The organism is Primorskyibacter sp. S187A, assembly GCF_049800955.1.
Lineage (GTDB): Bacteria > Pseudomonadota > Alphaproteobacteria > Rhodobacterales > Rhodobacteraceae > JAKVBH01.
The window spans coordinates 896,809-919,301 of the sequence record NZ_JBNAGA010000002.1; the positions used below are offsets into that span (position 1 = coordinate 896,809).

Consider the following 22,493-nt stretch of genomic DNA (forward strand, 5'->3'; position numbering starts at 1 on the left):
GAGGACAGAATGAGTCACAGCTGATTCGTGGTCAAATTCTTTTTTGAATCAAGAGGTTATGTTTTTCTCTCGACACAATATATTGTGGACCGGTTTGAAGCTCCGTCTATGGTGTGGGGTGACCCCAAGATTTTCCATGGCCTGTTTGTGACATTTTGTTGGATATCCGGCGTTGGTTTCCCAGCCATAGCCGGGATGGTGTTGCGCCAATGTCTGCATGACATGATCTCGCCTGATTTTGGCCACAATTGAAGCCGCTGCGATGGAGATTGAACGGCTGTCACCTTTCACGAGGGCAGACGACGGCAGGTTCAAGCCACGGGGTATCATATTGCCGTCGATCAGGACATAATCGGGCGCCTCCGGCAGGGCACGAATAGCGCGCATCATGGCGATGTGAGAGGCGCGCAGAATGTTATGCGTGTCGATTTCCTCAACGCTCGCCTCGCCAATCCCGACGTCGGCATGGGCTGAGATATGTTCCAAAAGCGCATTGCGCCGTTTGGCGGAGAGCTTTTTGCTGTCGTTGAGGCCATCGGGAAGGTGGTTGGGGTCGAGGATGACCGCAGCAGCCATGACAGGGCCTGCCAATGGCCCCCTGCCGACCTCATCGACACCCGCAATGCGGTCATAACCATGTGCCATGGCATCGCGTTCAACGGAGAAATCGGGCAGTTGCATGGGGCAGTTGTGCAATGTGAGGCAGGTTTTGGCAATTGACTGTGCTGCAACGGGCTGCGTTGCGCGCCAAAAGAAACCCGGAACATGGGGCGCATGTTCCGGGCTCTGACCGAGGTTGTGATAGGGGACGGACCTCGGCCCTGCTCGCCCCAGCCCACAGAGATGTCGCTCCGCGCGCCGGGGTGTCTGGCGTTATCCGCGCACGCGGTAGCCCGCATTCTTCAGGCAGCGCGGGCGGTAGCCGATGCGCGTCCCGCGCGGGCCTTGGACAAAGGTTTTGCAACGGCCCGGCAGCGCATTCACCTGCCGGTAGTTGTTTTGCAAGCAGCGCTGTCCGAAGAGGCGGCGATCCCCTTGATAAGAGCGCACCGTGCGCAGGCAGAACCGGGGCAAGGGGGCTTTGGCGTGCTTCTTCCCTGATTTCTTCGAGGAATGCTTCTTGTGCTTCTTCGACTTTTTGTTGTCGCGTTTTTCGGCCTCGATTGCGGCGCCGAGGATAAACAGTGTCGTTGCGCCAAAGATGAGCTTTTCAATGTCGTTCAGTTCGGCGCGCGCCGGCGTTGCCGAAATTGATGTGACGGCGAGAGATGCGGCGAGCACTGTGGCGATGAAAGTCTTGGACATGAGGTGTCTCCTTTTGAGATATCGCGGCACAGGCAGCGCACCGCGTTTGGGATGCCCCAACCCTCGGCGGCATGCGCTCAGACAGGCAATAACAGCGCGGTGTTATCGGATATCAGCCAGGCCAAAGCGGCGTTGTTATTGAAAAACATCGCGCGCCCCGTCAGGTTGCCCGCATGAAACAGATACTCTTGATAATGGGGCTCGTTGTGCTGGCGAGCGGTGCTCAGGCGGCATGTTATGCCGATTACAAAGCCAAAAAGGACAGCCCGTTGCGGCTGCATTATGGTGTTGCGCAAGTGGCCGAGTGCTCCCGAGCGGGTGCGGCCAACGAGTTGCAGGGGCGTCTTGCCCGGCAGGGTTGGACTTTGCTGAACGTGCTGGGCGTCTTTGATGAAAGCGGGTTGGCGGAAAGGGCAGAGAATGCTGGACGATTCTACCTCCGCTACTGACGCACGCCGCAGCAGCGCGCGCGTCGTTGGGTTTGGTCTTGTAGCCATCGTAGGCGTCTTGCTGGTGGCTGCGGTGTTGCTCTTTGTGTCCTTGCCTGATGCCAATGCATTCAATGCGCGTGTGGAGGCGTTGTTTGTCGAGAATGATGATCTGAAAGCGCAAGCAGAGATCAAATTGCTCGAGATCTTGGCGCAATCCGGTACCGCGTTTCAGGATGTTTTGCAGAGCTACCGCATGGTCATTTTTGTGCTGTTGCTCTTTGCAACGGCGCTTTTGATTGCGGCCTTGGTTTTCATCGTCCAGCTCGTTGCGATGGGGCGCCGGATGGCGCAGATCGAACGGGCGGGGATACAGGTTAACTCCCTGCTGATTTCGCGAGACGAAAAGACAGTTTACCTCAACAATATGGGGTTCAAGCTGACAGATGCAGGCATGGAGGCGCTTGCCGTTCTCGCGGAAGCGCGGCTCGATGATGAAGTACTGTCGGGCGTTCAGATCGAGGCCATTCTCTCGGGAAAAGCGGAGGCGGATTGCGATGAGGCGGCTGGTGCGACGCGGATAAAGCGTTTGCGGGATGCTTTGGGCAATCAGCTTGTGTCTGCGCTATTGGTGAAGAACATCGCGAAGAAGGGCTACATGCTCTCGGTTGGGAAAGATGTGATCAAGGTTATCTGAGTATTGTTGCGCCGCGGCTCTGCGTGTCGCCGTGGCGGGGTGCCGTGGCTGGGGCTCTGCTCCCCCGAGATATTTTCAGCAGAGAAAGGCAGTGCTGTGTCGCCCCGCCTTCGTTTTGCTTACAATGCGTAATTTTGCCTTAGGAGATGATCGAAATATCCGATGGTCTTGACCAGCCCTTCACGCAACTGCACCTGGGGCTCCCAATCCAGGGCGTCCTTGGCAAAGCTGATATCGGGTTTGCGCTGTTGCGGATCGTCATCGGGCAACGGTTCGAAGACCAGCTTGGAGCTTGAATTCGTCAGATCAAGCACATGATCCGCCAGTTCGCGGATAGAGAATTCGACAGGATTGCCGAGGTTCATCGGGCCGGTGATGTCGGTCCCTGTTGCCATCAATCGAATGAACCCTTCGACCAGATCATCGACATAACAAAAGGATCGCGTTTGCTGACCTTCGCCGTAGATCGTGATTGGGTCGCCCTTGAGGGCTTGCACAATGAAATTTGAGACGACGCGGCCGTCTGCTGGATGCATCCGTGTGCCGTAGGTGTTGAAAATACGCGCGACCTTGATGTCGAGGCCATGTTGACGATGGTAATCGAAGAACAGGGTTTCTGCGCAGCGCTTGCCTTCATCATAACACGAGCGCGTCCCGATCGGATTCACGTTGCCCCAATAATCCTCTTTCTGAGGATGCATGGTTGGATCACCATAGACTTCAGATGTCGACGCCTGAAAAATGCGACACTTCATCCGCTTGGCGAGGCCCAGCATGTTGATCGCGCCGGAAACGGATGTCTTGGTCGTTTGAACCGGGTCGTGCTGGTAGTGCACGGGGCTGGCGGGACAGGCCAGATTGTAGATCTCGTCAATCTCGACATAGAGCGGGAAGGTCACGTCGTGGCGCATGAACTCGAAGCGGGGATTATCATGGAGATGATCGAGATTTCTCTTCGAGCCCGTGAAGAGATTGTCGGCGCACAAAACTTCGTGCCCTTGCTCCAGCAACCTGTCGATCAGATGTGAGCCTATGAAACCCGCCCCGCCAGAGACCAGGATGCGTTTGTAGGCACTTTTGTAATTTGGCATGCGGACTTCCTTGCCGGGCTAATACTATCGATGTGGGCCCGAAAATACGATCACTGGATCGTTTCATGGAGCTCAATGCGCGGAAATAAGCGCGGCAACTCAACACTATAAACAACGCAACATGAGGTTATGCGTGCCCATTACTGCGCTGGCTCTAGACTTTGTGCAAGTATTGGGTTTGATGAAAACTGTTTGTTTCCGCCATTAATTTGCCCGGCTTCGTACGGTCTCAGCCATATTTTAGACAGGGGTACACGACACAGTCGCATCAGAATTCGAGCAGAGCTGCCGTTCGAAATCCTCAGACATGACTAAGGTTCGTCCTGTTTGAGATATCCTGATTGCTTGCCGTACCATGGGTGCTTCATGGGGGCTTGCACGTTTCAGGCGCGACGGGGCTTAGATACAGGAACGTTATTTGCGCCTCGTCGCGCGTTGGAGAATGTCATGAAAGTAGTCGCAGCACAGAATGCGCCTTACCTCGGCGTATTCACTTCTGCACCGGCCACACAGAACGCTCAGGCGTTCAAGTCCTCGGGGGCGAACCCTGCGATTGTCCATGTCCATTCTGACTGGACGCTGCCCGACAGTGCTGGCGGCCGCAGTATGCTCAACTTCACCGATGAAAACCCGCTTGTCGGCAGTTCTATTCAGCAAACTGTCGTGGATTTGTCCAAGCAGGGGCAAATTCTTGCTGTATCCTGGGACCCGATGTCCTTTGATCCGGAAATCGAAGGATACTACACGGGCGAGGAAAAGCCTGCCATCGGTGTGCAGGCCATTCTGGATGGCACCTACGACGACTACATTCGTGAAGTCGCTCAGCAGACGGCCGCCCTTGATACGCCTTTGATGATGACGCTCTTCGGAGAGGTCAATTCCGCGGCAGAACTGGCCTATGGTGCTGATGGTGCGAGCTATCGCGGCGTTCAGGAAGACCCGCGCGGCGCCTACGGCGATCCGGCTTTGCTGGATGGGCCAGAGCGAATGAAAGACGTTTTCAAGCATGTGATCGACATCTTCCGCGCGGAAGGGGCCGACAACGTCACTTGGTATATGTATATGGCCTCTGACTACATGGCCAATGGCGAGACGAATTCGCCGGATCAATACTATCCGGGCGATGAGTATATCGATTGGGTTGGTCAAAGCGTCTACTCAGACACGCCGTCGGGCATCTCTGCCAGTCTCGATGCGGGCTATGCGGCCTGGGATGCCGTGTCTGACAATCCGTTCTTCATTCCCGAGTTCGGTATCACACAAACCGATGATCCAAATGCGCTGCAATCCGCGCTCAGTATATTGGACGGGTATGACAATGTCGGCGCGGTTACGATTTCGGACTTCCCGGCCGCAGAGGAGGTTTATGGTGTGCCCCGATTGGGCAGCCGGGAAGGCGATTGGGATGCCATCCAGAATTCGGGCTGGGAAAACGAGATCTACTTGCGCGACGGTGACAGTGATCCTCAGCTTCTGACGGCATGGCGCGATGTGACAGGCCGCAGTGCGGATGATTATGTGTTCGTTGGCACCGAAGGGGCGGATTTCCTGAGCGGATCTGTCGAAGACGATACGTTCATCGGATACACCGGGGATGACATCTACCTCATCGAACAAACGGGAGACCGCGTGGTTGAGGTCGAAGACGAAGGCTATGATGTCATGTTTTCGCTCGTTTCCACGACGTTGGCTGACAATGTTGAAATGCTTCTGCTGGACGGCGGCGACAATATCGACGGTACGGGCACAGCCTTCCATGATTACCTGATCGGGAATGCCGCCGACAATGTTTTGACCGGGCTGGAAGGCGCAGACACGCTGACCGGCGGTGGCGGATCCGATACCTTGATCGGCGGTCAGGGTGACGATTTCTATATCGTGGATTCATCTGACGACTCGGTGATCGAATTGTCTGGCGGCGGCGTGGATGTTGTTTCCTCAGGCGCCACATTCACGATGTCGGCCAACCTTGAGATCCTAATTCTCGATGGGACGAGCGATATCGGAGCCACTGGCGCGAGCGATGACAATACGATCATGGGCAACACCGGCAATAACGATATCGATGCTGGCGACGGCAACGATATGGTCATTGGTGATGCGGGGGATGATCTTCTGCGCGGCGGTGCCGGGATCGATTTCGTTGATGGTGGCGCCGGGGATGATACATTGAGCGGCGGCACCGGGGATGACATCATCTTTGGGGGTGACGGCGACGACCGCATCGCGATGAATGGCTCTGATCTGGCCATCGGTGGCGCAGGGGCCGACACATTCATCTTCGCGGCCAATTCCGGCATGGGATTCGTCGAGGATTATGAAGTGGGCGTAGATCGCCTTGATCTCAACAACCTGTCGTTTGAGACATTTTCCGATGTGCAGGATGCAGCCGTCACAGTGGACAACGATATGCTCCTCTACGTCGACGGCGGCGGCACGTATTTCCTCGCGGGTGTGACCGCAGAAAGCCTGACGGCGGATGATGTCATTTTGTGATGAATCGTTGGTCCGGCGTTAAGCCGGACCGTCATTTCCCAGAGCTTTAAGCTCTGCATCGCACCAGGCATAGGTGCGCTTGATGCCTTCGGCGACGTCAACTGTAGGCTCCCAACCCAGAATGTCCTTGGCTTTGGTCCAATCTGCGGCGCGATCCATGTCGCCCTCTGGCTTCGTCGTGTCGAAGGTGATCTCGATATCGCGGCCCGATGCGGCGACAGCGTGCTCGGCCACTTCCTTGATCGATGTGGAAAAGTCCGGACCGATTTGAATGGCGCCTTTGCCCATGCCGCGCTCGACCACGCGCACCAAACCATCGACCGCATCGTCCACATAGACAAACGCGCGCCTTTGCGCCCCTGATCCCCAAACGACGAATTCTTCCTGCGGATGGCGGATCGCCTTGCGGATCAAGGCAGGAATAACCTGGCTTTTCTCCGGGCTCATTTCGCAGCGCGGGCCGTAGACGTTATGAAACCGCAGGACTCCGGTTTCCATCTTGCCGCTTTCACCTGCGAGTTGGCAGAGATATTCACCCATGAGCTTGGACCAGCCATAGGCGCTCTCGGGCAAAGCCGGGTAGACGTCATCTTCCTTGAAAGGCGGTGGATCAAGGACGGCCTGTTTGTCAGCCGGATAAGAACAGGCGGACCCGACATAGACATATTTGGATACACCGGCATCAAGAGCCGACTGGATCATGTTGTTGTCGATCAACGCGTTCTTGTTGAACAGGAAATACTGGTTGCCGAATACAAAGTTGATCCCCGCCACGACGTCGGCCAGATGAATGACAACATCCTGGCCTTTGCACACGGTTTCGCAGGCCTCCTTGTCGGCGAGATCCACCCGGTGGAACTGTTGCTCCATGTCGATCATTGGCGCGCCGTTTTTCAACAGATTGCGCTCTTTGCCGCGCCACAGATTATCGGCCACCGTGATTTCCGCGCCCATTCCGATCAAGCGCTCGGTCAGGTTTGAGCCGATCTGGCCCGCACCGCCGGTAATCAGCACCCGTGCTCCGTTCCAATCCATCTTTTAGTCCTTGTCCCCAACGCCGCGCGGGCGAAAACTCTGTTTGGTCAAATACGTATAATTCGTAAAACGGTTACTTGATAAATTGAATTGCAATCTTTTCACAAGAGGCCGCTGTCGCCAAGACCTTGTATTGCAACCCAAATGAGCGACAAAAATCGTCGAGGGCGCGCATTTCATCCAGAACGCAGTCAAATTCGTCAAACAGGACCGTCGCTCGATCAAGGATGGGGCGCATCATGACCAATACATACAATGTGGCTGAGTAGAGATCGGCATCGATATGGATCACGAAATGATCGACATCGAGGTCAAATGGCGCCTCACGCTCGATGAACCCTTCAACGCTGTCCTGAAAACGTCCTTTGACATAGCCCACGCGCGGATCCATCGGTTGTGGCGGCTCACCTCCTTGCGACCACGCACCTTCCTCGACCTTCCAGCCCAGCCCCTTCCATTCCTCGGGCATGCCCGTGAACGTATCAAAGCCCCAGAAGCGGCTGTCGGGATGTGTGTTGTGCTCTGCCCAATATTCAACAATCTCACCATTCGCACAGCCAAACTCGAGATAAGCAATGCGGTCAGGCAGGATTTGCGCCATCAGATCCTGCCACATGCCGTAGCGGTGCTCATAGGCGGGGGTATCTGCCGAGAGGTATTGTTTTTTCCAGACGCGCAGATCGGACCAATAGGCCAGTAGACGCAGAGTGTGGGAGGCTGGCAGATAGGCCAGCAAGCCCTTGATCCGCTTGCGCAAGGATTTCGGCGTGCGGGACTGGACCTCGAATTCCCGGGTAATTCTGAGGCCCTCGTATTTGGGGCCGGGTTTGCGTCTGGTCTGCGATGTCAAATGACCGTCCTTCAAAACTATGGCGGGCCTGTAAAATGCTCAAAATACCCGATCTCCGTTTGATCACAAGCGCCGCCGCAGGGCCAGCGCAAACGCGCCAAGGCCCTGCGCTGGCACCGGCGAAATCCAACGCGTGCCATTCGTTGAGCGCTCGGGTATGAACAGGCCGATGATGCAGCCCGAATTGTTCCGGGTTGAGCAAGAAGAGCATATCGATGAGCACACAATCAGATTTTCCAAAGTTCAGTATTGTCCTGCCAAGCTACAACACCGTCGCCTATCTCAAGGAAACGATCGACTCCGTATTGGCGCAGGATTACCCGGATTTCGAATTCATCATTACCGATGGCGGCAGTACGGATGGCACGGTGGCCTTGTTGGAGACGTACGGGGATAAAATCCGGTGGGTCAGCGAGCCCGACAACGGCCAGAGCGATGCCATCAACAAGGGTTTCGAGATGGCCACGGGAGATCTGCACTACTGGGCCAATGCCGATGATCCCATGCCGCCCGGCACCTTGCGCCATGTCGCGGGGCTGCTGACAGATCTCAGCAGGCCGCAATGGTGCGTCGGGGCGGCTGATCTGATTGATGAAAAGGGCGGTGTCTATTTCACGCGCACAGTAGACGAGGTCAACGACGCGACGTTTTACCTCTGGGCGCTCAAATGGATCCCCACACAATCAGTTTTCTGGAACGCCAAGATGTGGGAGGCGGCTGGCCCGTTTGATGCGCATTTCCACTACACGATGGACCTTGGCCTGTGGCAGCGCATGCACAAGGCCGCGCCATGCATTGTCACCGATCGGGTCTGTGGCCTTTACCGGATGCACGATGTGTCGAAATCGCTTTCCTCGGTCGAGACGTCTCGCGCTGAGCGAAAGCGTAATCTGGCAGGCATTCTTGCCCGCGACCTGCAAGAGGCTGCGGATGCCGGGCCGGATGCTGTTCAGGCAAAAGCGGAAGAATTGGCGCGGCTCTTTGATGAATTGTCCGATCACACGGCGTTTTTGCACCGTCTTGAAGATCACAAGATCATGGGGCCCTTGATCCGTGCCTATCGCAAGCGTGTCTCATGGTCGCCATCCGGCAGACTCTGAGCCTGGCCGTTTACACGGTTTGATGAATGCCCAGATGGTCGCAACAGGCCTGAAACCTGTGGGACCAGGTATGTGCGCCAAGGGCTGACGCGCGCACCGCTTCGCGCATCTTCTGGCGCGCGCCATCTCTGTCGGGATGGAGCCAGAACCGGGCTTTGTCGATCATCTCCTCAAAGCTTTCAAAGAAGATCATTTCCTTGTCAGGGGCGAAGTAGCTGGCCAGTTCTTCATTGTAATTGACCAGATGCGCCGCGCCGCACATCGCCGCTTCAAATTCCCGAAACCGGATAAAAGTGATCGGTTTGCTCAGCACAAAGGTGGACGCCAGTTCAAGCGAGCCCAGCGAGAGTGCACGGCCGCCCATAACGCGGGACCAATCTTCGAAAGACGGCCCCTGTCGGTATTCGACATTGCCTTTCTTAGGGTGTTTTTCCGGCAGGTCCTTGAGCGTGTTCTCCACAGTGCGCAGCAACGCGGCGCGCACAATTGTGCGGCCCTCGTGAAATGCCATGCTTTGAAACGCGCGATGCCATCCGTCGCGATACGAGAACAAACCGCGCAAGGCGGGCAGGGACTTCGCATCATCGCCATAGATATCCATTGGAGATGTCCCATACACCCGGATCGGGACATCCGCCTGCGCCAACATTGCAATAGCGCGGCTGCGCGCGCCGTAGCATGCGCCGATAAACACGATCGCCCGTTCGAAATCCGGCTCGGAGACAGGGTAGAAAATATTGGGGTTCGCCCCATAGGGCATATGGACCAGATTGCGCGCCCCGTATTTTTTGAGCCGTGGCATGGCCCGAACGTCGGTCGTCCAGACCAGATCAAATGCGGATGTCACCTCTTTGACGCGAAAGGGATGCGAGAGATCATCCATACCAAGATTGACCGTCGGGATGCCCAATCTGGAAATCTCGCGAGCTGTCTCAGGATCAAAAGAGTGGTCCACCGCTGTTGAGAAAAAGAGATCACATCCGCCGGCATCCGCAAATTCCTTGACGGCCTGCACTGTGACGTCGCCATATTCCGCGCGCGTCCCATAGCGGCCGAGCAGCGCGGCGGGATTGACGTGCAACACGTCATGGCCCCGCTTGCGCAACTCATCAATCATATGGGCGTGGTGCGCGTCATATTGAAATTCGCGACCGGTAAACTCCGGGCCACCAGCGTTGTAATGCACAATTCTCATATTCGGTTCCACAATGATTTGATTCGGAATTGGAAAAATGACCGTGGACTTGTTAGCATTGCCACCTGACGGGCCGCACGTCGAAAGTGTTGCCTGCATCGCCCGAGTTTGACCTGATTTTTTGCCTGTTGGAGGCCAAGACATGCGCCGCCTGATTAAAGCGCTGAGCCAGAGCATCGGCGCGATGCTGTTGGGGGCGTTTGCCGGTTTGCTGGCTGTGGCGGGCGGAACGAAGGCTGTCGTGATCGTGCCTGCCGTGGCGATGGTGACGGCGTTTGTCCTGTGGCCCTATTCGGGGCTTTATGCGGTGATCGCAACGATCCCTGTCAATGTTGAGCTTGTCGGGCCGATTACAGTGTCGCGTTTGGCGATCCTGCTGGGCTTGCTTGCGATCATGGTGCAGGCGGCAAAGCGGCAAGTGCCCATGCCGCGCTTGTCGATCTGGCCGGAGGGCACGCTTGCCTTGGCCTTTTTCTGCTGGGTCATTCTGGCCACGCTGATCGTTGGCGGGGGCGGTTATGTCGGCAAGCTCGGGCCATGGATCATCTTTGCGATTATCCTGTTCGTCTTGCTGAATTACGTCGACACGCAAGAGCGATTGCGTTCGGTGTTCGTGCTATTGGCCATCATGGGCGGCTTGCAGGGGCTGTTTGTTCTCTCACAGGCCTATCTGGGCTTCTCTCCGTTTGGCGGATGGCACGCAACACTGGCCGCTGATCAGGCGGACGGTGAAATTCGGGTGGCCGGGACGTCGTCACATCCCATCATTCTGGCCGGTTTTTTCCAGACCGCCATTGGCGCGACAGTCTGTTTGCTGCTCATCGAGAACAAGGCTTTGCGCCGGTTTCTTTGGCTGGGATGCTTGGCGTTCGCAATCTGGGGCTGGTGGTTCACCTTTGCGCGCTCGTCATGGATCGGATCTTCCATGATGGTGTTTGCCGGTCTCTTTTTCATGCATCCCGCGACGCGCAGGCTGGCTGTAATTGCCGGTATTTTCATTTTTGTTGTCCTGGCCATTTTCGACTTCTCGCCAGGTGCGATTATCCGCTTCATCGAGAGTTTTGGCTCGGTTCAAGCCGCATCCAGCACGGCTGGCGTGGCCGAAGGGTCCGAGTCGCTCAGTTGGCGGACAGAGAACTGGTCCGGCGCATTTCGGATTTTCTTGCAGCACCCGATCCTTGGAATTGGCATTGATGCCAGCAAGGCCGCGATGTTGGCAAACCTGCCGCAAGGGGCCATCGCACATCAGTTCATCTCCGCAGAGGTGCCGCATAACCTGTTCTTGCTGCTTCTTGCTGAACTTGGGATCGTAAGCTTCGCGCTCTTTATCGGCATGCTGGTGATGGCGTTTCGAGGCTTGTGGCGGGCTTGCGGCGATCCACAATTGCGCCCCTACGCGGTGGCTGTGGCCGCAATCTTTTTGGGCCAGCTGACGACCTTCTTCTTCAATCCGATCCCGCGCGAGATCTGGTTGTCGCTTGGTCTGTCGCTGGCTATTTCGCGGATGGGACGGGCCGCCGTGCCCGCTGCATCAAGAAAGGGCAGAGCGCCAATGCGCCGCCCAAAATCCCAAGCGCCGAAGCCGTTCCAAGGAAGGCAAACACTCCGAGATCGCGGGCGCTCAGGCCAAGGCCATGGCCCAGCCCCCAGGCCACTGCGCCCAGCAGGACCAGCCAGGCGATCATAAGCGCCGTGATCCGCCAACTGCCCCGGGGCAGGACGAAGCGGTGCACGGCAAACAGAACGAGCACGAAGACAAAGGCGGAGGCCAATCTGGCGACAGCGGCTCCCGTGAGGTTGAAATACGGCAGAAGCGTCGCCGCCAAGGCCAATCCGCTTGCGGCATACAGCAGGGTTGTCACCGTGTTCCACCCCGGCCGGCCCGCGCCGTTCAACAGGAAAAAAGCAGGAACCGCAGCGCCGATGGTCGAAAAGGTCACCGTCATGATCTGCAAGACCTGACTGCCCGCCATGGCAAACTCAGGCCCGACCCAGAGCGTCAGCACTTGCGGTGCCAAAACCGCCAGCGGCAGGCCGACCGCGCCCACCAGCAGCAACACGAGATAGGTTCCGGATCGGTAGGCCGCCACCCGCATTTCGGGGTCAATGTCCCGGCTCGTGGAGGGGACCAGAAAAGCCAACCCGCGATTGAGTAGCAAATGGATTTGCTGCGCGAGCTGCAGGCAGATCGAGTAGACGCCCGCAGCTGCTGGATCGACGAATGCGGAGACGAGAAAGCGATCCGCAAGTGTGCTCAGCACACCTGAACTAATCTGCACCCAGCTTTGCGCGCCAAAGCTGGCGATTTCCTTGGTCGTGGCCCAATCAGGCCGCGTTACAAGACGTGCTTCGGGCACGAAATGCCGCCGCGTGAGCACGTAATAGGTGATCGCCTGACCTGTCAGGCCCACCACTGCGCAGGCAATCAGGGCAACAAGCCCGAAACTCGACAGAGCGAGCGCGACATTGCCCAGTATAATGAAACTCCGGGTGATCATGTTGACGCGCGCTGTCAGATCATAGCGCTCAAACCCGTTGATCACGCCTTCGAACGTCTTGAGATAGCTCGTCACGAAAAGCGCTACCCCGGCGAGGTAAAGTGCCTGCGCGGCTGCGGTTGCCGCGCTGTCCGTGACTTTGAAGATGACGGCGATGATCCACGGCGCCGCCAACGCGATACCCGCCGCACTGATGGTGCCTGCAACGACATAAAGCGCCAGCGTTGTGCGAATAATTCGGGCAATGTCCTCTGGCTTGTTCGTTCCGCGATACTTCGCGACATAGCGCACCGTGGCTTCGCCAAACCCCAGTGACATCACGCCGCCCAAGCCGATGACGGCGTTGATGAGGATCCAGATGCCAAAGGTCTCGCCGCCGAGTGTGGAGATGAAAACAGGGGTTGAAACGGCCCAGAGCAACAGCAGCCAAAGGTGATCCGTTACGCTGAAGATCGTGTTCTTCCAGCGGCCGAAAAAGCCTGTCTTGCTGTTCATCTGCGCGCCATCCAGTCCAGCGTGGCCCGCAGCCCGTCATCCAGTGATGTGCTGGCGCGCCATCCAAGGAGGCTTTGTGCTTTGGAGGTGTCTGCGCAGTAGCGTTGCATGTCATTGGGCCTGTCGGGCAGAGCGCCCGGGCGCGGCTGGCCGCCCTTGCCTGCGAGGGTATAGATGCGGGAGACAATCTCGAGAAGGCTGTGTTCGGTGCCACTGCCGAGGTTGATGATCTCGCCCAGAGCCGCCTCGGATTGCGCCGCCATCAACAATCCTGCGACGACGTCATCGACGTAGGTCAGTTCGCGCATCTGCGTCCCGGAGGTCATGTCAAAATCCGCGCCTTTCAGGGCCGAGCCGCAAGCGGAGGGCACAAGTTTTGGCGGAAGCTGACCGGGCCCATAAATCAAAAAAGGCCGGAGCATGACGACGGGCAGTCCAAGTGAGCGATGCATCATTTGCAGCCAGACTGTGCCTGCGGCTTTGGAGGCGGAGTAGGGCGAGAGCGGTTGTGCGGGCAAGCCTTCGTGGAATGGCGCGGGCTGGTGGCCGTATTCTTCGGCGGTTCCTGTTGTGATGAACCGCTTGCAGCGGGTCTCAGATGCGGCTTCGGCCAGAGCCAGCGTCGCGCCGAGATTGACCTGGGTCATGACAGCATTGAGCGAGGGATCGCGCGCAGGTTCCGTGCGCGCGCCCAAATGGAAAATTATCTCTGGCTTAACGTCCTGAACGATCGCGCGCAGCGCGTCATGATCGGTGAGATCGCCTCGCACCGGCTTGCAATCGTCCGGGAGTGTCCCGGGGTCACGTGCAAGCGCATAGGGCCGCAGCCCGGCCGCGATCAAGGCAGACAGGAGATGTGATCCCAGAAATCCGGTTGCGCCCGTGACCAAGACAGATGCGCCGGACAGAGCCTTTGCATCCAGCATGGTCTCACCCAAGGCGAATATCTCCGCTCTCAATGGCCGCGAGGTAATCGCGATATGTGCGTTCGAGGCCTGCCCGCAGATCGATCTGCGCGCGCCATCCCAGCGCGCTCAGCCGGGAGACGTCCACAAGCTTGCGCGGTGTGCCGTCCGGTTTGGACGTGTCGTAGTCAAAACTACCGTTCCACCCAACCACATCAGCCACCATCTGGGCCAGCTCCGCGATGGAGACATCTTCGCCAACGCCCACATTGAGAGCCGTCGGGCCGGAGTAATTCTGCATCAGATAGACCAGCGCATCCGCCAGATCATCGACATGCAAAAACTCGCGCCGTGGCGTGCCCGTGCCCCAGATCGGGACGGTGGGTGCTGCGTCCATCTTGGCCTTGTGCATCTTGCCGATCATGGCTGGCAGGACATGAGAGCCTTGCGGGGAATAATTGTCGCCCGGTCCATAAAGGTTGGTCGGCATGGCGGAGATAAAATCGGCGCCGTATTGCTTCCGATAGGCCTGACACATTTTGAGGCCAGCAATCTTGGCGATGGCATACCATTCGTTTGTCGGCTCCAGCGGACCGGTCAGCAAGCAATCCTCGGGCATGGGTTGCGGCGCCATGCGGGGATAGATGCAGGTCGATCCCAGGAAGAGCAGCTTTTGCACGCCGATGTCATGGGCCGTGTGGATCACGTTGGTCTGAATGGCGAGGTTGTCGTGCAGGAATTCGCCGGGTCTGGTGTCATTGGCGAGGATCCCGCCAACTTTGGCTGCCGCGAGGAAGACCACGTCGGGTTTGGTCTCCCCCATCCACTCGCGGACCGACGCTTGCTCGCGCAGATCGACATCCTGTCGCCCGGCAAGGATGACATCGCAGGCCTCGCGCTGCAGGCGGCGCACGATGGCGGAGCCAACCATGCCCCGGTGCCCTGCGACCCAGACCTTTTTGCCGCTCAGCTCGAAGGGCTGCTCCAGACGGTCTTCATTCATCATTCGGCCTCCGCGCGCGTCAATCGTCGCGTTGCAGGCGCGCGTCTTCACGTGCGACTGTCGTCAGGTCAGAGCCGACCATCTCGCGGACCATTTCAGCCAGACTTGTCTTTGGCTCCCAGCCCAGCTTTTCCTTGGCCTTGGACGGATCGCCCAGCAGGTGATCCACCTCGGTTGGCCGGAAATACCGCGGATCGACGGAGACGACATGTTCGCCCGTCGTCGCATCATAGCCTTTCTCGTCAACGCCTGTACCTTTCCACTCGATCTGGCGACCCACAGCGTTGAAGGCAGCTTCAGTGAACTCACGCACGGAGGCAGATACGCCCGTGGCCAGGACCCAGTCTTCCGGCGTGTCATGCTGCACGATGCGCCACATGCCTTCGACATAATCGCGCGCATGGCCCCAATCGCGGCGCGCTTCGAGATTGCCGATATGGAGCCGTTTTTGCAGACCCAGATTGATCGAGGCCACGGCCCGCGTGATCTTGCGGGTCACGAAGGTCTCACCACGCAAGGGGCTTTCGTGGTTGAACAGGATGCCGTTGGAGGCATGCATGCCATAGGCTTCGCGGTAGTTCACCGTGATCCAGTAGCCATAGAGCTTGGCCACCGCGTAGGGCGAACGCGGATAAAACGGCGTCTGCTCGTTTTGCGGCGGAGGCGTTGCGCCATAGAGCTCTGACGTTGAGGCCTGATAAAAGCGAACGCGGTCTTCCATCTTCAGGATGCGGATCGCCTCAAGGATACGCAACGGGCCGATGGCATCGGCATTAGCGGTATATTCCGGCGTCTCGAAGCTGACCTGAACGTGGGATTGCGCGGCAAGATTGTAAATCTCGGTGGGCTGCACCTCCTGGATCAGACGGATCAGGTTGGTGCTGTCGGTCATGTCGCCGTAGTGGAGGAAGAACTGTGTGCGGTTTTCGAGAGGATCAAGGTAATACTGATCAACCCGTGCGGTATTGAAGGAAGAGGATCTTCGCTTGAGGCCGTGCACCTCATATCCCTTTTCCAATAGCAACTCGACGAGATATGCCCCGTCCTGTCCGGTCACGCCTGTAATCAAAGCGACTTTTTTAGATGTCGTCATGGTGTGTTAGATCTTCGTTCTATGAATGATTTACTGCTGTCTACACGAGCAACGGTGGGACCTCAAACGCAAGCTCTTCGTAGTCGAAAAAAAAGCGCATCGGTTAAAAATGCTTCTACGGGCAAAAAATGGCGTTAATGTGGTCGCTATATTTTTTGCTTTTGTTGGAAAAATTCATGGAACAGATAGCGCGCCAGCAGTTGGTTGACACGTTGAACGGGCATATCATGCCCCATCGCAAACCTCTCAAAACACAGCTTTTGCAATCGCCGGGTTTGCTGTTGCAGCGTTTTCTAACCGTCAAAGCGGCCACTCTTGCGGTCAGGCTTCAACGCGGGCGGGACATGTCGCGCAGGATGTTTTATGGCGAAGACATCCGGTTTCCCTTCCCGGCCTGTTGGGATTTGGCTGTGTATCGAAGCTACATCGATGAGGCTGAGCTGCGCCTGTTGAAATACCTGATCCTGAACCTTCCTTCTGGGGGCCAGTTCCTCGATGTGGGGGCCAATATTGGCCTGATGTCTCAGGTCGCCGCGAAAGTCATGGGCCCGGACGGGCGCGTCTATGCCTTTGAGCCGGGCGCGCAGGCCTTGTCTTATTGCAAAGACAATGTCGCGCGCTTCCCGCAGGTTCAGATCGTTGCCAAGGCGGCCATGGACGCGCCGGGAGAGCTCACGTTCTTTGAGGGCACCGGGGCGTGTATGGTCAGTTCATCCACAGTTGAGGCGCATTTTGACGGACGCGACAAGAACGTGCGCGAAGTTACGATTGAAGCGACGACGCTGGATGATTTCTGCGCCAGCGAGGCTGCGGTGCCCGATGTGATAAAGATCGATGTGGAGGGTGCAGAGCTCTCGGTCCTCAAAGGCGCGCGTCGGGTTCTCGAAACGATCCGGCCCAGCGTCGTTCTGGAGGTGTCCTTCAAGCCTGAGGAATTTGAGGAGCTCTACCAGCCGCCCATAAGGCTATTGCAAGAAGCGGGCTACGTGGCCCATGCGATTGGGCCAAACGGCACGCCTCATGCCATTTCAAACGCGTTTGAAGAGCATGCCAAGCAATGCACCTTCGCCAATGGCTATCTGCACGTGTTGGACAATCTCTTGTTTTTGCACCCTGAGGGGCGTGCGTCGGGCGTTTAGACCAGAAAAACATCCTCACTGCCCAACAGGGACGCGTCTACATCGTTGAGAATGTAGGTTGTTCCGTCGACCTCAAAGGTTGTGTCTGTGCCGGCCTGGTCGAAATCCACATCATTGAAGAAAAGCGCCAGAAACGCGTTCACAACGATCACGTCTTCGCCCACGGTGAAATCCGTTATGCGGACATTGCCATCGACATTGTTGAAGACAAACGTATCGTTTCCTTCATCGCCCGTTGCGCCGACATCACGGGCATCCTCGAAAAACAACAGATCATCCCCAGAACCGCCGACCATCGCAATCCGGTCGCCATCGCTTGCGATCAGCGTGTCGTTTCCTTCGCCGCCGTCGATGAAATCGCGACCACCAAAACCGATGATCATATTGTTTTGCGCGTTGCCGTCGATCTGATCGGCCGTTGACGTTCCCACAATATGTTCGACGAATTGCAGCTGATCGTTGCCTTCGTTCGTACGCGCGTTGGTTGATTGCAGGCTGAGGTTCACGCGCAGGTTGGTTTCTGTCGTGTAGTAAGCGATGTCTTGGGATCCGCCGCCGCCATTGATCGTGTCATCGCCTGCGCCGCCGATGAATTCGTCTCGGCCAAAGCCGCCAGACAATTTGTCATTTCCCGCAAGCCCGATCAGGAGGTCATTGCCTCCAAGGCCTTCGAGGAAATCGTTGTTGCTTCCACCTTCCAGAATATCGGCTTGAGACCGACCGAGGATCAGGACGGGGCCGGTATTGTCGCCCGCCTCTGGGTTAAGCGGGCGGACCGTGAAATCCGTCTCCGCCAGCAGGATCGTCGTGTCACGTGTTGTTTCGGCGTAGAATTCCGAGGCGCTGATCCGCTCGACGGCGTCAATGTAATTGCTGATCTGGTGCGGGCTTGACGAGGCGTTGACCAGAAACTCCGGGATCTGGCGAATGCCTAGCCCGAGGTCATTGTTGAGAAAGAGCAGATCGTTGTACCACACGATCCTGTCCGTCGCGGAGGCGAAGAAATCGGTGGGGCCCGTGCTTGTCAGGCCGCCGTTGGCGTAAAAGGCCTTGAACACCCAGTCATTCATGAAGCCCACGTTCAGAATGGAGGGGTTGGTTGACATCGTAGGCGCCGCGAAGGCCACGAAATCGGCATCGTCGAAGACACCGTCGTAGCGGGACGAGGCAACATTGCGCAGCAGATTTGCTGCCGCACCGCCGAGACTATGACCGGTCACTTGCAGAGTGGTCACGCCGTTGCTTTCATCCTGCACATAGGCTGCCACGGCCGAGAGCAACGCATTGAAATTGTCGATATAAGCGTTGGTGTCGGGGAAGATGTCGAGGAAATCGGGGCCGTCGGACAGCGGATCATCGGTGCCACGGAACGACACAACCAATGTCCCGTCCTTGCGAAACACGCGCGCGGCCGCGCCGCCATTGGTGAAGGTGATGCCGGAATAGCCCGCGTCCAGCTCGGTGCCGGTGACAGCTGTCCAATCGCTGGGCGGACTGTTTTCTTCATATGCAGCCCGTGACAGGCGCGCGAGTTCTTCGATTTGATCTGTACTCAGGCCCTGGGTGTCAAATACCGGCATTGCGTTTTCCTGAACTGATGAAAATGGGTTTGGATTCTATCTGGGGTTGAGTATGCGGCAGGTTTCGTGACTTGGCAATTCTTCCAGCAAGGCCCGGCAAAATCCGTCAGCCGTCAGTCCCGCGCTGTTGGTCAGATTACGCCGTGCGCCTAAGGCGAGCAGCATGCGGGCGGCCGCCGCGGCGTCGGCGTCGATGGCGTGATGCAATGGCGTGCGCCCCTGGCCGTCCTGCAGGTCTATGTTCGCGCCTGCGTCTTGCACGAGACGGATCACGCTGGCATCGGGGTTGCGCACTGCGGCGTGGGCTAATCCGTTGTTGAAATGCCCGTAGCGCAGGTTGGCGATGTCATCTGTCCTGCTCGCCGCCAATGCCTGTGTGACCTCTGACGCAGGTGCGGAGGTCACGATGTCCACAAGGCTGGTGCTCTCCTCAACCATCACGTCGGTTTGACAGGCGGCAAGGCCGAGAGAGCTCAGGACGAATACGCCGCATCGAAAGGACCGCCCCATCATGACCACATCTTCCAGGGAGCCTGCTCGGTGTTCCACAGTTTCTCGAGGACCTGCCGATCCCGCAGCGTGTCCATCGGGTGCCAGAAACCGGCATGTTGATGGGCCATAAGCTGGCCATCGGCACTCATCTTTTCCAACACGGCGCGCTCGAGCGATTGATGTTCGTCATCGGGATCAATCCCAGTGAGGTAGTCAAACATGCCGGGCCGAAAGAGGAAAAACCCGCCGTTGATCCAGCCGCTTTCCGTTTGCGGCTTTTCGATAAAACGTTTGACCGCGCCGTCAGCGATATCCAGCGCGCCAAAGCGGGCAGGGGGGCGCACGGCTGTCACAGTCGCCAGTTTGTCATGACCGCTGTGAAAGGCTTGCAAGCTGGCCAGGTCCACATTTGCGACGCCGTCGCCATAGGTCAGCATGAAATCATCGTCCGCCAAGTGATCTCGAAGCTGCGCCACGCGCCCTGCGGTATTTGTGTCGAGCCCGGTATCCACAACGGAGACTTTCCAGTCGATATCGCCCGTGCTCAGCAAGGCGCGATCCCCGGACTTCAAATCGAATGTATAGTCGTTGTTGTGCAGGTAGAAGTTGGCGAAGTATTCCTTGATCATCTCGCCCTTGTATCCTGCCGCCACGACAAATTCCGTTACGCCGAAATGAGCGTAGATGTGCATGATGTGCCACAGGATCGGCTTGCCCCCGATCTCAACCATGGGCTTTGGGCGGATGCCGGTTTCTTCTGCGAGACGCGTACCGCGCCCGCCCGCGAGGATCACCGCTTTCATGATCAGGACGCCTTTTCTTCAGGTTTTACCGGGGCGAGAGGGTCGCGGCTCATCGCCCGTGGGATCGCTTTCAGCACGCCCCAGCCGATGGACGCCGCGCGCCCGAAGAGCAAGAGCGGCGACAGAAGCGCAATCAACGGATCTGTTTTGAAAGCACCGGCCACGAAGCTCAGCGTTGTTGCCAAGAAAGCCAGCGCCAGCAGACCGGCAACCCACCACAGCCCTGGGAGGACCAGCCCCAAAATCAGGCAGGCCGCAATGAGCAGGACCAAGAGGATCTGGATCTTGAGCGATTGCGGCGTGTAGCTGTCCTTCACGGCCTTTTCCGGGAACCGTCTGTAGACGATGATGCGCCAATACCCGCGCGACACTTTCTTGCGGAAATAGGTCCAGATTGATGGCGGGTGTCGATGATAGAGCTTGGCGTGCGGGGCAAAGGCGGCCTTGTGGCCCGCCTCGACAAGCCGCCAGCTGAGGTCTGTGTCTTCATTGTCGGCCACTGGAAAGCGCGTATCAAATCCGTTCAGGCTCTCGAACACAGGGCGCCGAAACGCCGCCGAATAAGAGAAGACAACATCCACCGTCTCTGCCGTCTCCAGCATCCGGTAGCGCTCTTCGAATTCCACTTGAGCAAAGCGCGCGCCGATCTCACGTTGGCGGGTTAGGTAGGCGCCTTTGACTGCGGCGATCTCGGGATCGGCGAAAGGTTTGAGCATCTCGCCCAACCAGGCAGGTGTCAGCTCGCAGTCACTGTCGGTGAAGATGATGACATCGCCGGTAGCGTCCCGCGCGCCTGTGTTGCGGGCCTTGGCGGGCCCGCCATTTTGCGATTGTCGCAGGAGCGACAGGGAGACCCCGGCGTCTTTTGCCACGGGAATAAACGCTTCGATCACAGCCACGGTCTCATCGGTCGAGCAATCATCGACCAAGATGATCTCATAGTGATCTGGCTTGAAGTCCTGATCCAGAAGGCTTTGCAGCCCCGTGGTGATGATGTCTGCCGCATTGTAGGCGGGCATGACAATCGAGACAGAATTGATCGGCTGCTTCATGAGATGACCTCGTCATAGACCGCGCAGGTGCGAGCGATCATAGCATCTGTTGAATATCTGTCTCGCATCGTCTCAAACCCGGCCCGTCCCATGCGAGAGGCCGCGTCTGGGTCAGAGACCAACTGATCGATCAGATCGACCATCGCGCTGATATCCCCCGGCTCAAACAGAAGACCGTTTTCTCCATGGGAGATCAACTCGCCATGCCCGCCCACGCGGGCGGAGGCCACAGGCTTATGCATGGCCATGCTCTCAAGCATCACATAGCTCAGGCTTTCCATGTAGGACGGCAGGGCGGTTACATCGAAGGACGCAATGGCGCGCGGAATTTCCGAGGATGGCACGTTGGTAATGACGAAATGCTCTGTCAGCCCCAAAGCGCGCAAGCGCGCCCTCAGATCGTCCGCAAATTCCTCATAGCCCGTAGGCGGATCGCCAAGCACGACGAAGCGTAGCTCGGGATGCTTCTCGACCAACTGCGCGGCGGCCTCGGCCATGTCGGCGTGCCCTTTGTTGGGATGCAGCCGCCCTATCATGCCCACGCAAAACACATCTTCTGCCCCGAACCATTGGTTTTTGTAGCCGCCAGACACGCGAGTGGGGTCAAACCGCTCCAAATCGACGCCATTTTGGATCACAGCAACCTGCACATTTGCGTTGGCGGATCGGATCTGTTCGCCGACATAGGCGCTGTCCACGATGACACGTTTGAGGCGGCGCATGACCAAACGGTCAAAAATCGGATAGAGGCGCCCCCTTAGAGTTGTCTTGGCCCAATTGGTCCAACCGAAAAAAGAGGCCACCGCAGGCAGCCCGGTTCGTGCGGCGGTCCATACGGCAACGGCATCGGAGCGATGATCCATGGCATGCAGAACGTCTGGTTTGAACTCTTTGACAAGGCGCATCGCCGCCCGCATATCCGCCAGTGAAAACTTGGAAGGAACGTCAACGATTTCATGCGGAATCTGCCGGTCCGTCAAGGCGCGCACCCATGGCGTTTCGCCTTTGGTGGACATGTCAGCGGTCAATAACATGACTTCGTGCCCGGCCCGCCGGAGACCCGAAATCACATTGATCAGATAGGTTTCAGCGCCCGTAATATCCGTGATCCCGCGGCTGTTTCGCAGAAACAATATGCGCCTTTGCTTGCCTTTAGGGCAGTCAGGCGACACAGTATTTGGCATTAACTTCAATCCGCTTGCTCGTGTGCGTCAAAATACAGTAATCGTAAAGCTA

20 protein-coding genes and 1 pseudogene are annotated in these 22,493 nt (G+C 57.5%); 6 read left to right on the forward strand and 15 right to left on the reverse strand.

Features of this window, described 5'->3' with window-relative positions:
• Positions 1 to 48: 48 nt before the first annotated feature.
• The gene (locus tag ACP15S_RS15355) at positions 49 to 681 is read right to left on the reverse strand and encodes a ribonuclease HII (protein WP_425040518.1); all 633 of its coding nucleotides are present in this window, start codon (positions 679 to 681) and stop codon (positions 49 to 51) included.
• A gap of 192 nt (positions 682 to 873) precedes the next feature.
• Positions 874 to 1,281 (reverse strand): hypothetical protein, encoded by a 408-nt coding sequence (locus tag ACP15S_RS15360; protein WP_425040519.1) that lies wholly within the window; start codon positions 1,279 to 1,281, stop codon positions 874 to 876.
• A gap of 197 nt (positions 1,282 to 1,478) precedes the next feature.
• Here ACP15S_RS15360 and ACP15S_RS15365 point away from each other — a divergent pair, with 197 nt between their 5' ends.
• Both ACP15S_RS15365 and ACP15S_RS15370 read left to right on the forward strand, forming a co-directional pair.
• Positions 1,479 to 1,754 (forward strand): hypothetical protein, encoded by a 276-nt coding sequence (locus tag ACP15S_RS15365; RefSeq protein WP_425040520.1) that lies wholly within the window; start codon positions 1,479 to 1,481, stop codon positions 1,752 to 1,754.
• Entirely contained in the window at positions 1,726 to 2,430 is a 705-nt protein-coding gene (locus ACP15S_RS15370; RefSeq protein WP_425040521.1) for a winged helix-turn-helix domain-containing protein, read from the forward strand. Before ACP15S_RS15365 ends, ACP15S_RS15370 begins: the two co-directional genes overlap by 29 nt.
• Positions 2,431 to 2,549: 119 nt before the next feature.
• Here the strand turns inward: ACP15S_RS15370 and ACP15S_RS15375 are convergent, their stop codons facing one another.
• Positions 2,550 to 3,521 (reverse strand): UDP-glucuronic acid decarboxylase family protein, encoded by a 972-nt coding sequence (locus tag ACP15S_RS15375; protein ID WP_425040522.1) that lies wholly within the window; start codon positions 3,519 to 3,521, stop codon positions 2,550 to 2,552.
• A gap of 447 nt (positions 3,522 to 3,968) precedes the next feature.
• On the opposite strand from ACP15S_RS15375, the gene ACP15S_RS15380 reads away from it, so the two are divergent.
• Complete coding sequence (locus tag ACP15S_RS15380) at positions 3,969 to 6,017, forward strand: hypothetical protein (RefSeq protein WP_425040523.1); 2,049 nt, start codon at positions 3,969 to 3,971, stop codon at positions 6,015 to 6,017.
• 18 nt (positions 6,018 to 6,035) lie between these two features.
• Here the strand turns inward: ACP15S_RS15380 and ACP15S_RS15385 are convergent, their stop codons facing one another.
• Together ACP15S_RS15385 and ACP15S_RS15390 are read right to left on the reverse strand one after the other, a co-directional pair.
• Positions 6,036 to 7,052, reverse strand: a complete 1,017-nt coding sequence (locus tag ACP15S_RS15385; RefSeq protein WP_425040524.1) for an NAD-dependent epimerase/dehydratase family protein — start codon at positions 7,050 to 7,052, stop codon at positions 6,036 to 6,038.
• Between the two features lie 73 nt (positions 7,053 to 7,125).
• On the reverse strand, positions 7,126 to 7,902 hold the full coding sequence (locus ACP15S_RS15390) for a hypothetical protein (protein ID WP_425040525.1): 777 nt from the start codon (positions 7,900 to 7,902) through the stop codon (positions 7,126 to 7,128).
• A 215-nt stretch (positions 7,903 to 8,117) separates the two neighbouring features.
• On the opposite strand from ACP15S_RS15390, the gene ACP15S_RS15395 reads away from it, so the two are divergent.
• Positions 8,118 to 9,002, forward strand: coding sequence for a glycosyltransferase family 2 protein (locus ACP15S_RS15395; RefSeq protein ID WP_425040526.1), 885 nt, complete (start codon positions 8,118 to 8,120; stop codon positions 9,000 to 9,002).
• A gap of 10 nt (positions 9,003 to 9,012) precedes the next feature.
• Here the strand turns inward: ACP15S_RS15395 and ACP15S_RS15400 are convergent, their stop codons facing one another.
• On the reverse strand, positions 9,013 to 10,197 hold the full coding sequence (locus ACP15S_RS15400) for a CgeB family protein (RefSeq protein WP_425040527.1): 1,185 nt from the start codon (positions 10,195 to 10,197) through the stop codon (positions 9,013 to 9,015).
• Between the two features lie 142 nt (positions 10,198 to 10,339).
• Between ACP15S_RS15400 and ACP15S_RS15405 the strand changes: the two genes are divergently transcribed.
• Positions 10,340 to 11,884, forward strand: coding sequence for an O-antigen ligase family protein (locus ACP15S_RS15405; RefSeq protein ID WP_425040528.1), 1,545 nt, complete (start codon positions 10,340 to 10,342; stop codon positions 11,882 to 11,884).
• A 340-nt stretch (positions 11,885 to 12,224) separates the two neighbouring features.
• Here the strand turns inward: ACP15S_RS15405 and ACP15S_RS15410 are convergent.
• From ACP15S_RS15410 to gmd, 4 genes and pseudogenes are all read right to left on the reverse strand, one after another.
• Positions 12,225 to 13,190: pseudogene (locus tag ACP15S_RS15410) on the reverse strand (oligosaccharide flippase family protein); the annotation flags it as partial.
• Positions 13,187 to 14,116, reverse strand: a complete 930-nt coding sequence (locus tag ACP15S_RS15415) for an NAD-dependent epimerase/dehydratase family protein (protein ID WP_425040529.1) — start codon at positions 14,114 to 14,116, stop codon at positions 13,187 to 13,189. The gene ACP15S_RS15415 and the pseudogene ACP15S_RS15410, both read right to left, overlap by 4 nt.
• A 4-nt stretch (positions 14,117 to 14,120) precedes the next feature.
• The gene (fcl, locus tag ACP15S_RS15420) at positions 14,121 to 15,101 is read right to left on the reverse strand and encodes a GDP-L-fucose synthase (protein ID WP_425040530.1); all 981 of its coding nucleotides are present in this window, start codon (positions 15,099 to 15,101) and stop codon (positions 14,121 to 14,123) included.
• 16 nt (positions 15,102 to 15,117) lie between these two features.
• The gene (gmd, locus tag ACP15S_RS15425) at positions 15,118 to 16,191 is read right to left on the reverse strand and encodes a GDP-mannose 4,6-dehydratase (RefSeq protein WP_425040531.1); all 1,074 of its coding nucleotides are present in this window, start codon (positions 16,189 to 16,191) and stop codon (positions 15,118 to 15,120) included.
• Positions 16,192 to 16,367: 176 nt separating this feature from the next.
• Between gmd and ACP15S_RS15430 the strand changes: the two genes are divergently transcribed.
• A complete protein-coding gene (locus ACP15S_RS15430) occupies positions 16,368 to 17,330 on the forward strand; it encodes an FkbM family methyltransferase (protein WP_425040532.1) in 963 nt (320 codons plus the stop codon).
• Here ACP15S_RS15430 and ACP15S_RS15435 read toward each other — a convergent pair.
• The 5 genes from ACP15S_RS15435 to ACP15S_RS15455 form a co-directional block, all read right to left on the reverse strand.
• On the reverse strand, positions 17,327 to 18,910 hold the full coding sequence (locus ACP15S_RS15435; RefSeq protein ID WP_425040533.1) for a lipase family protein: 1,584 nt from the start codon (positions 18,908 to 18,910) through the stop codon (positions 17,327 to 17,329). The two genes, ACP15S_RS15430 and ACP15S_RS15435, sit on opposite strands and share 4 nt — an antisense overlap.
• Before the next feature lie 36 nt (positions 18,911 to 18,946).
• A complete protein-coding gene (locus ACP15S_RS15440; RefSeq protein ID WP_425040534.1) occupies positions 18,947 to 19,348 on the reverse strand; it encodes an ankyrin repeat domain-containing protein in 402 nt (133 codons plus the stop codon).
• Between the two features lie 71 nt (positions 19,349 to 19,419).
• Complete coding sequence (rfbF, locus tag ACP15S_RS15445) at positions 19,420 to 20,205, reverse strand: glucose-1-phosphate cytidylyltransferase (protein WP_425040535.1); 786 nt, start codon at positions 20,203 to 20,205, stop codon at positions 19,420 to 19,422.
• A gap of 2 nt (positions 20,206 to 20,207) precedes the next feature.
• A complete protein-coding gene (locus ACP15S_RS15450; protein ID WP_425040536.1) occupies positions 20,208 to 21,257 on the reverse strand; it encodes a glycosyltransferase in 1,050 nt (349 codons plus the stop codon).
• Positions 21,254 to 22,441, reverse strand: coding sequence for a glycosyltransferase family 4 protein (locus tag ACP15S_RS15455; protein ID WP_425040537.1), 1,188 nt, complete (start codon positions 22,439 to 22,441; stop codon positions 21,254 to 21,256). Before ACP15S_RS15455 ends, ACP15S_RS15450 begins: the two co-directional genes overlap by 4 nt.
• Positions 22,442 to 22,493: the final 52 nt, after the last annotated feature.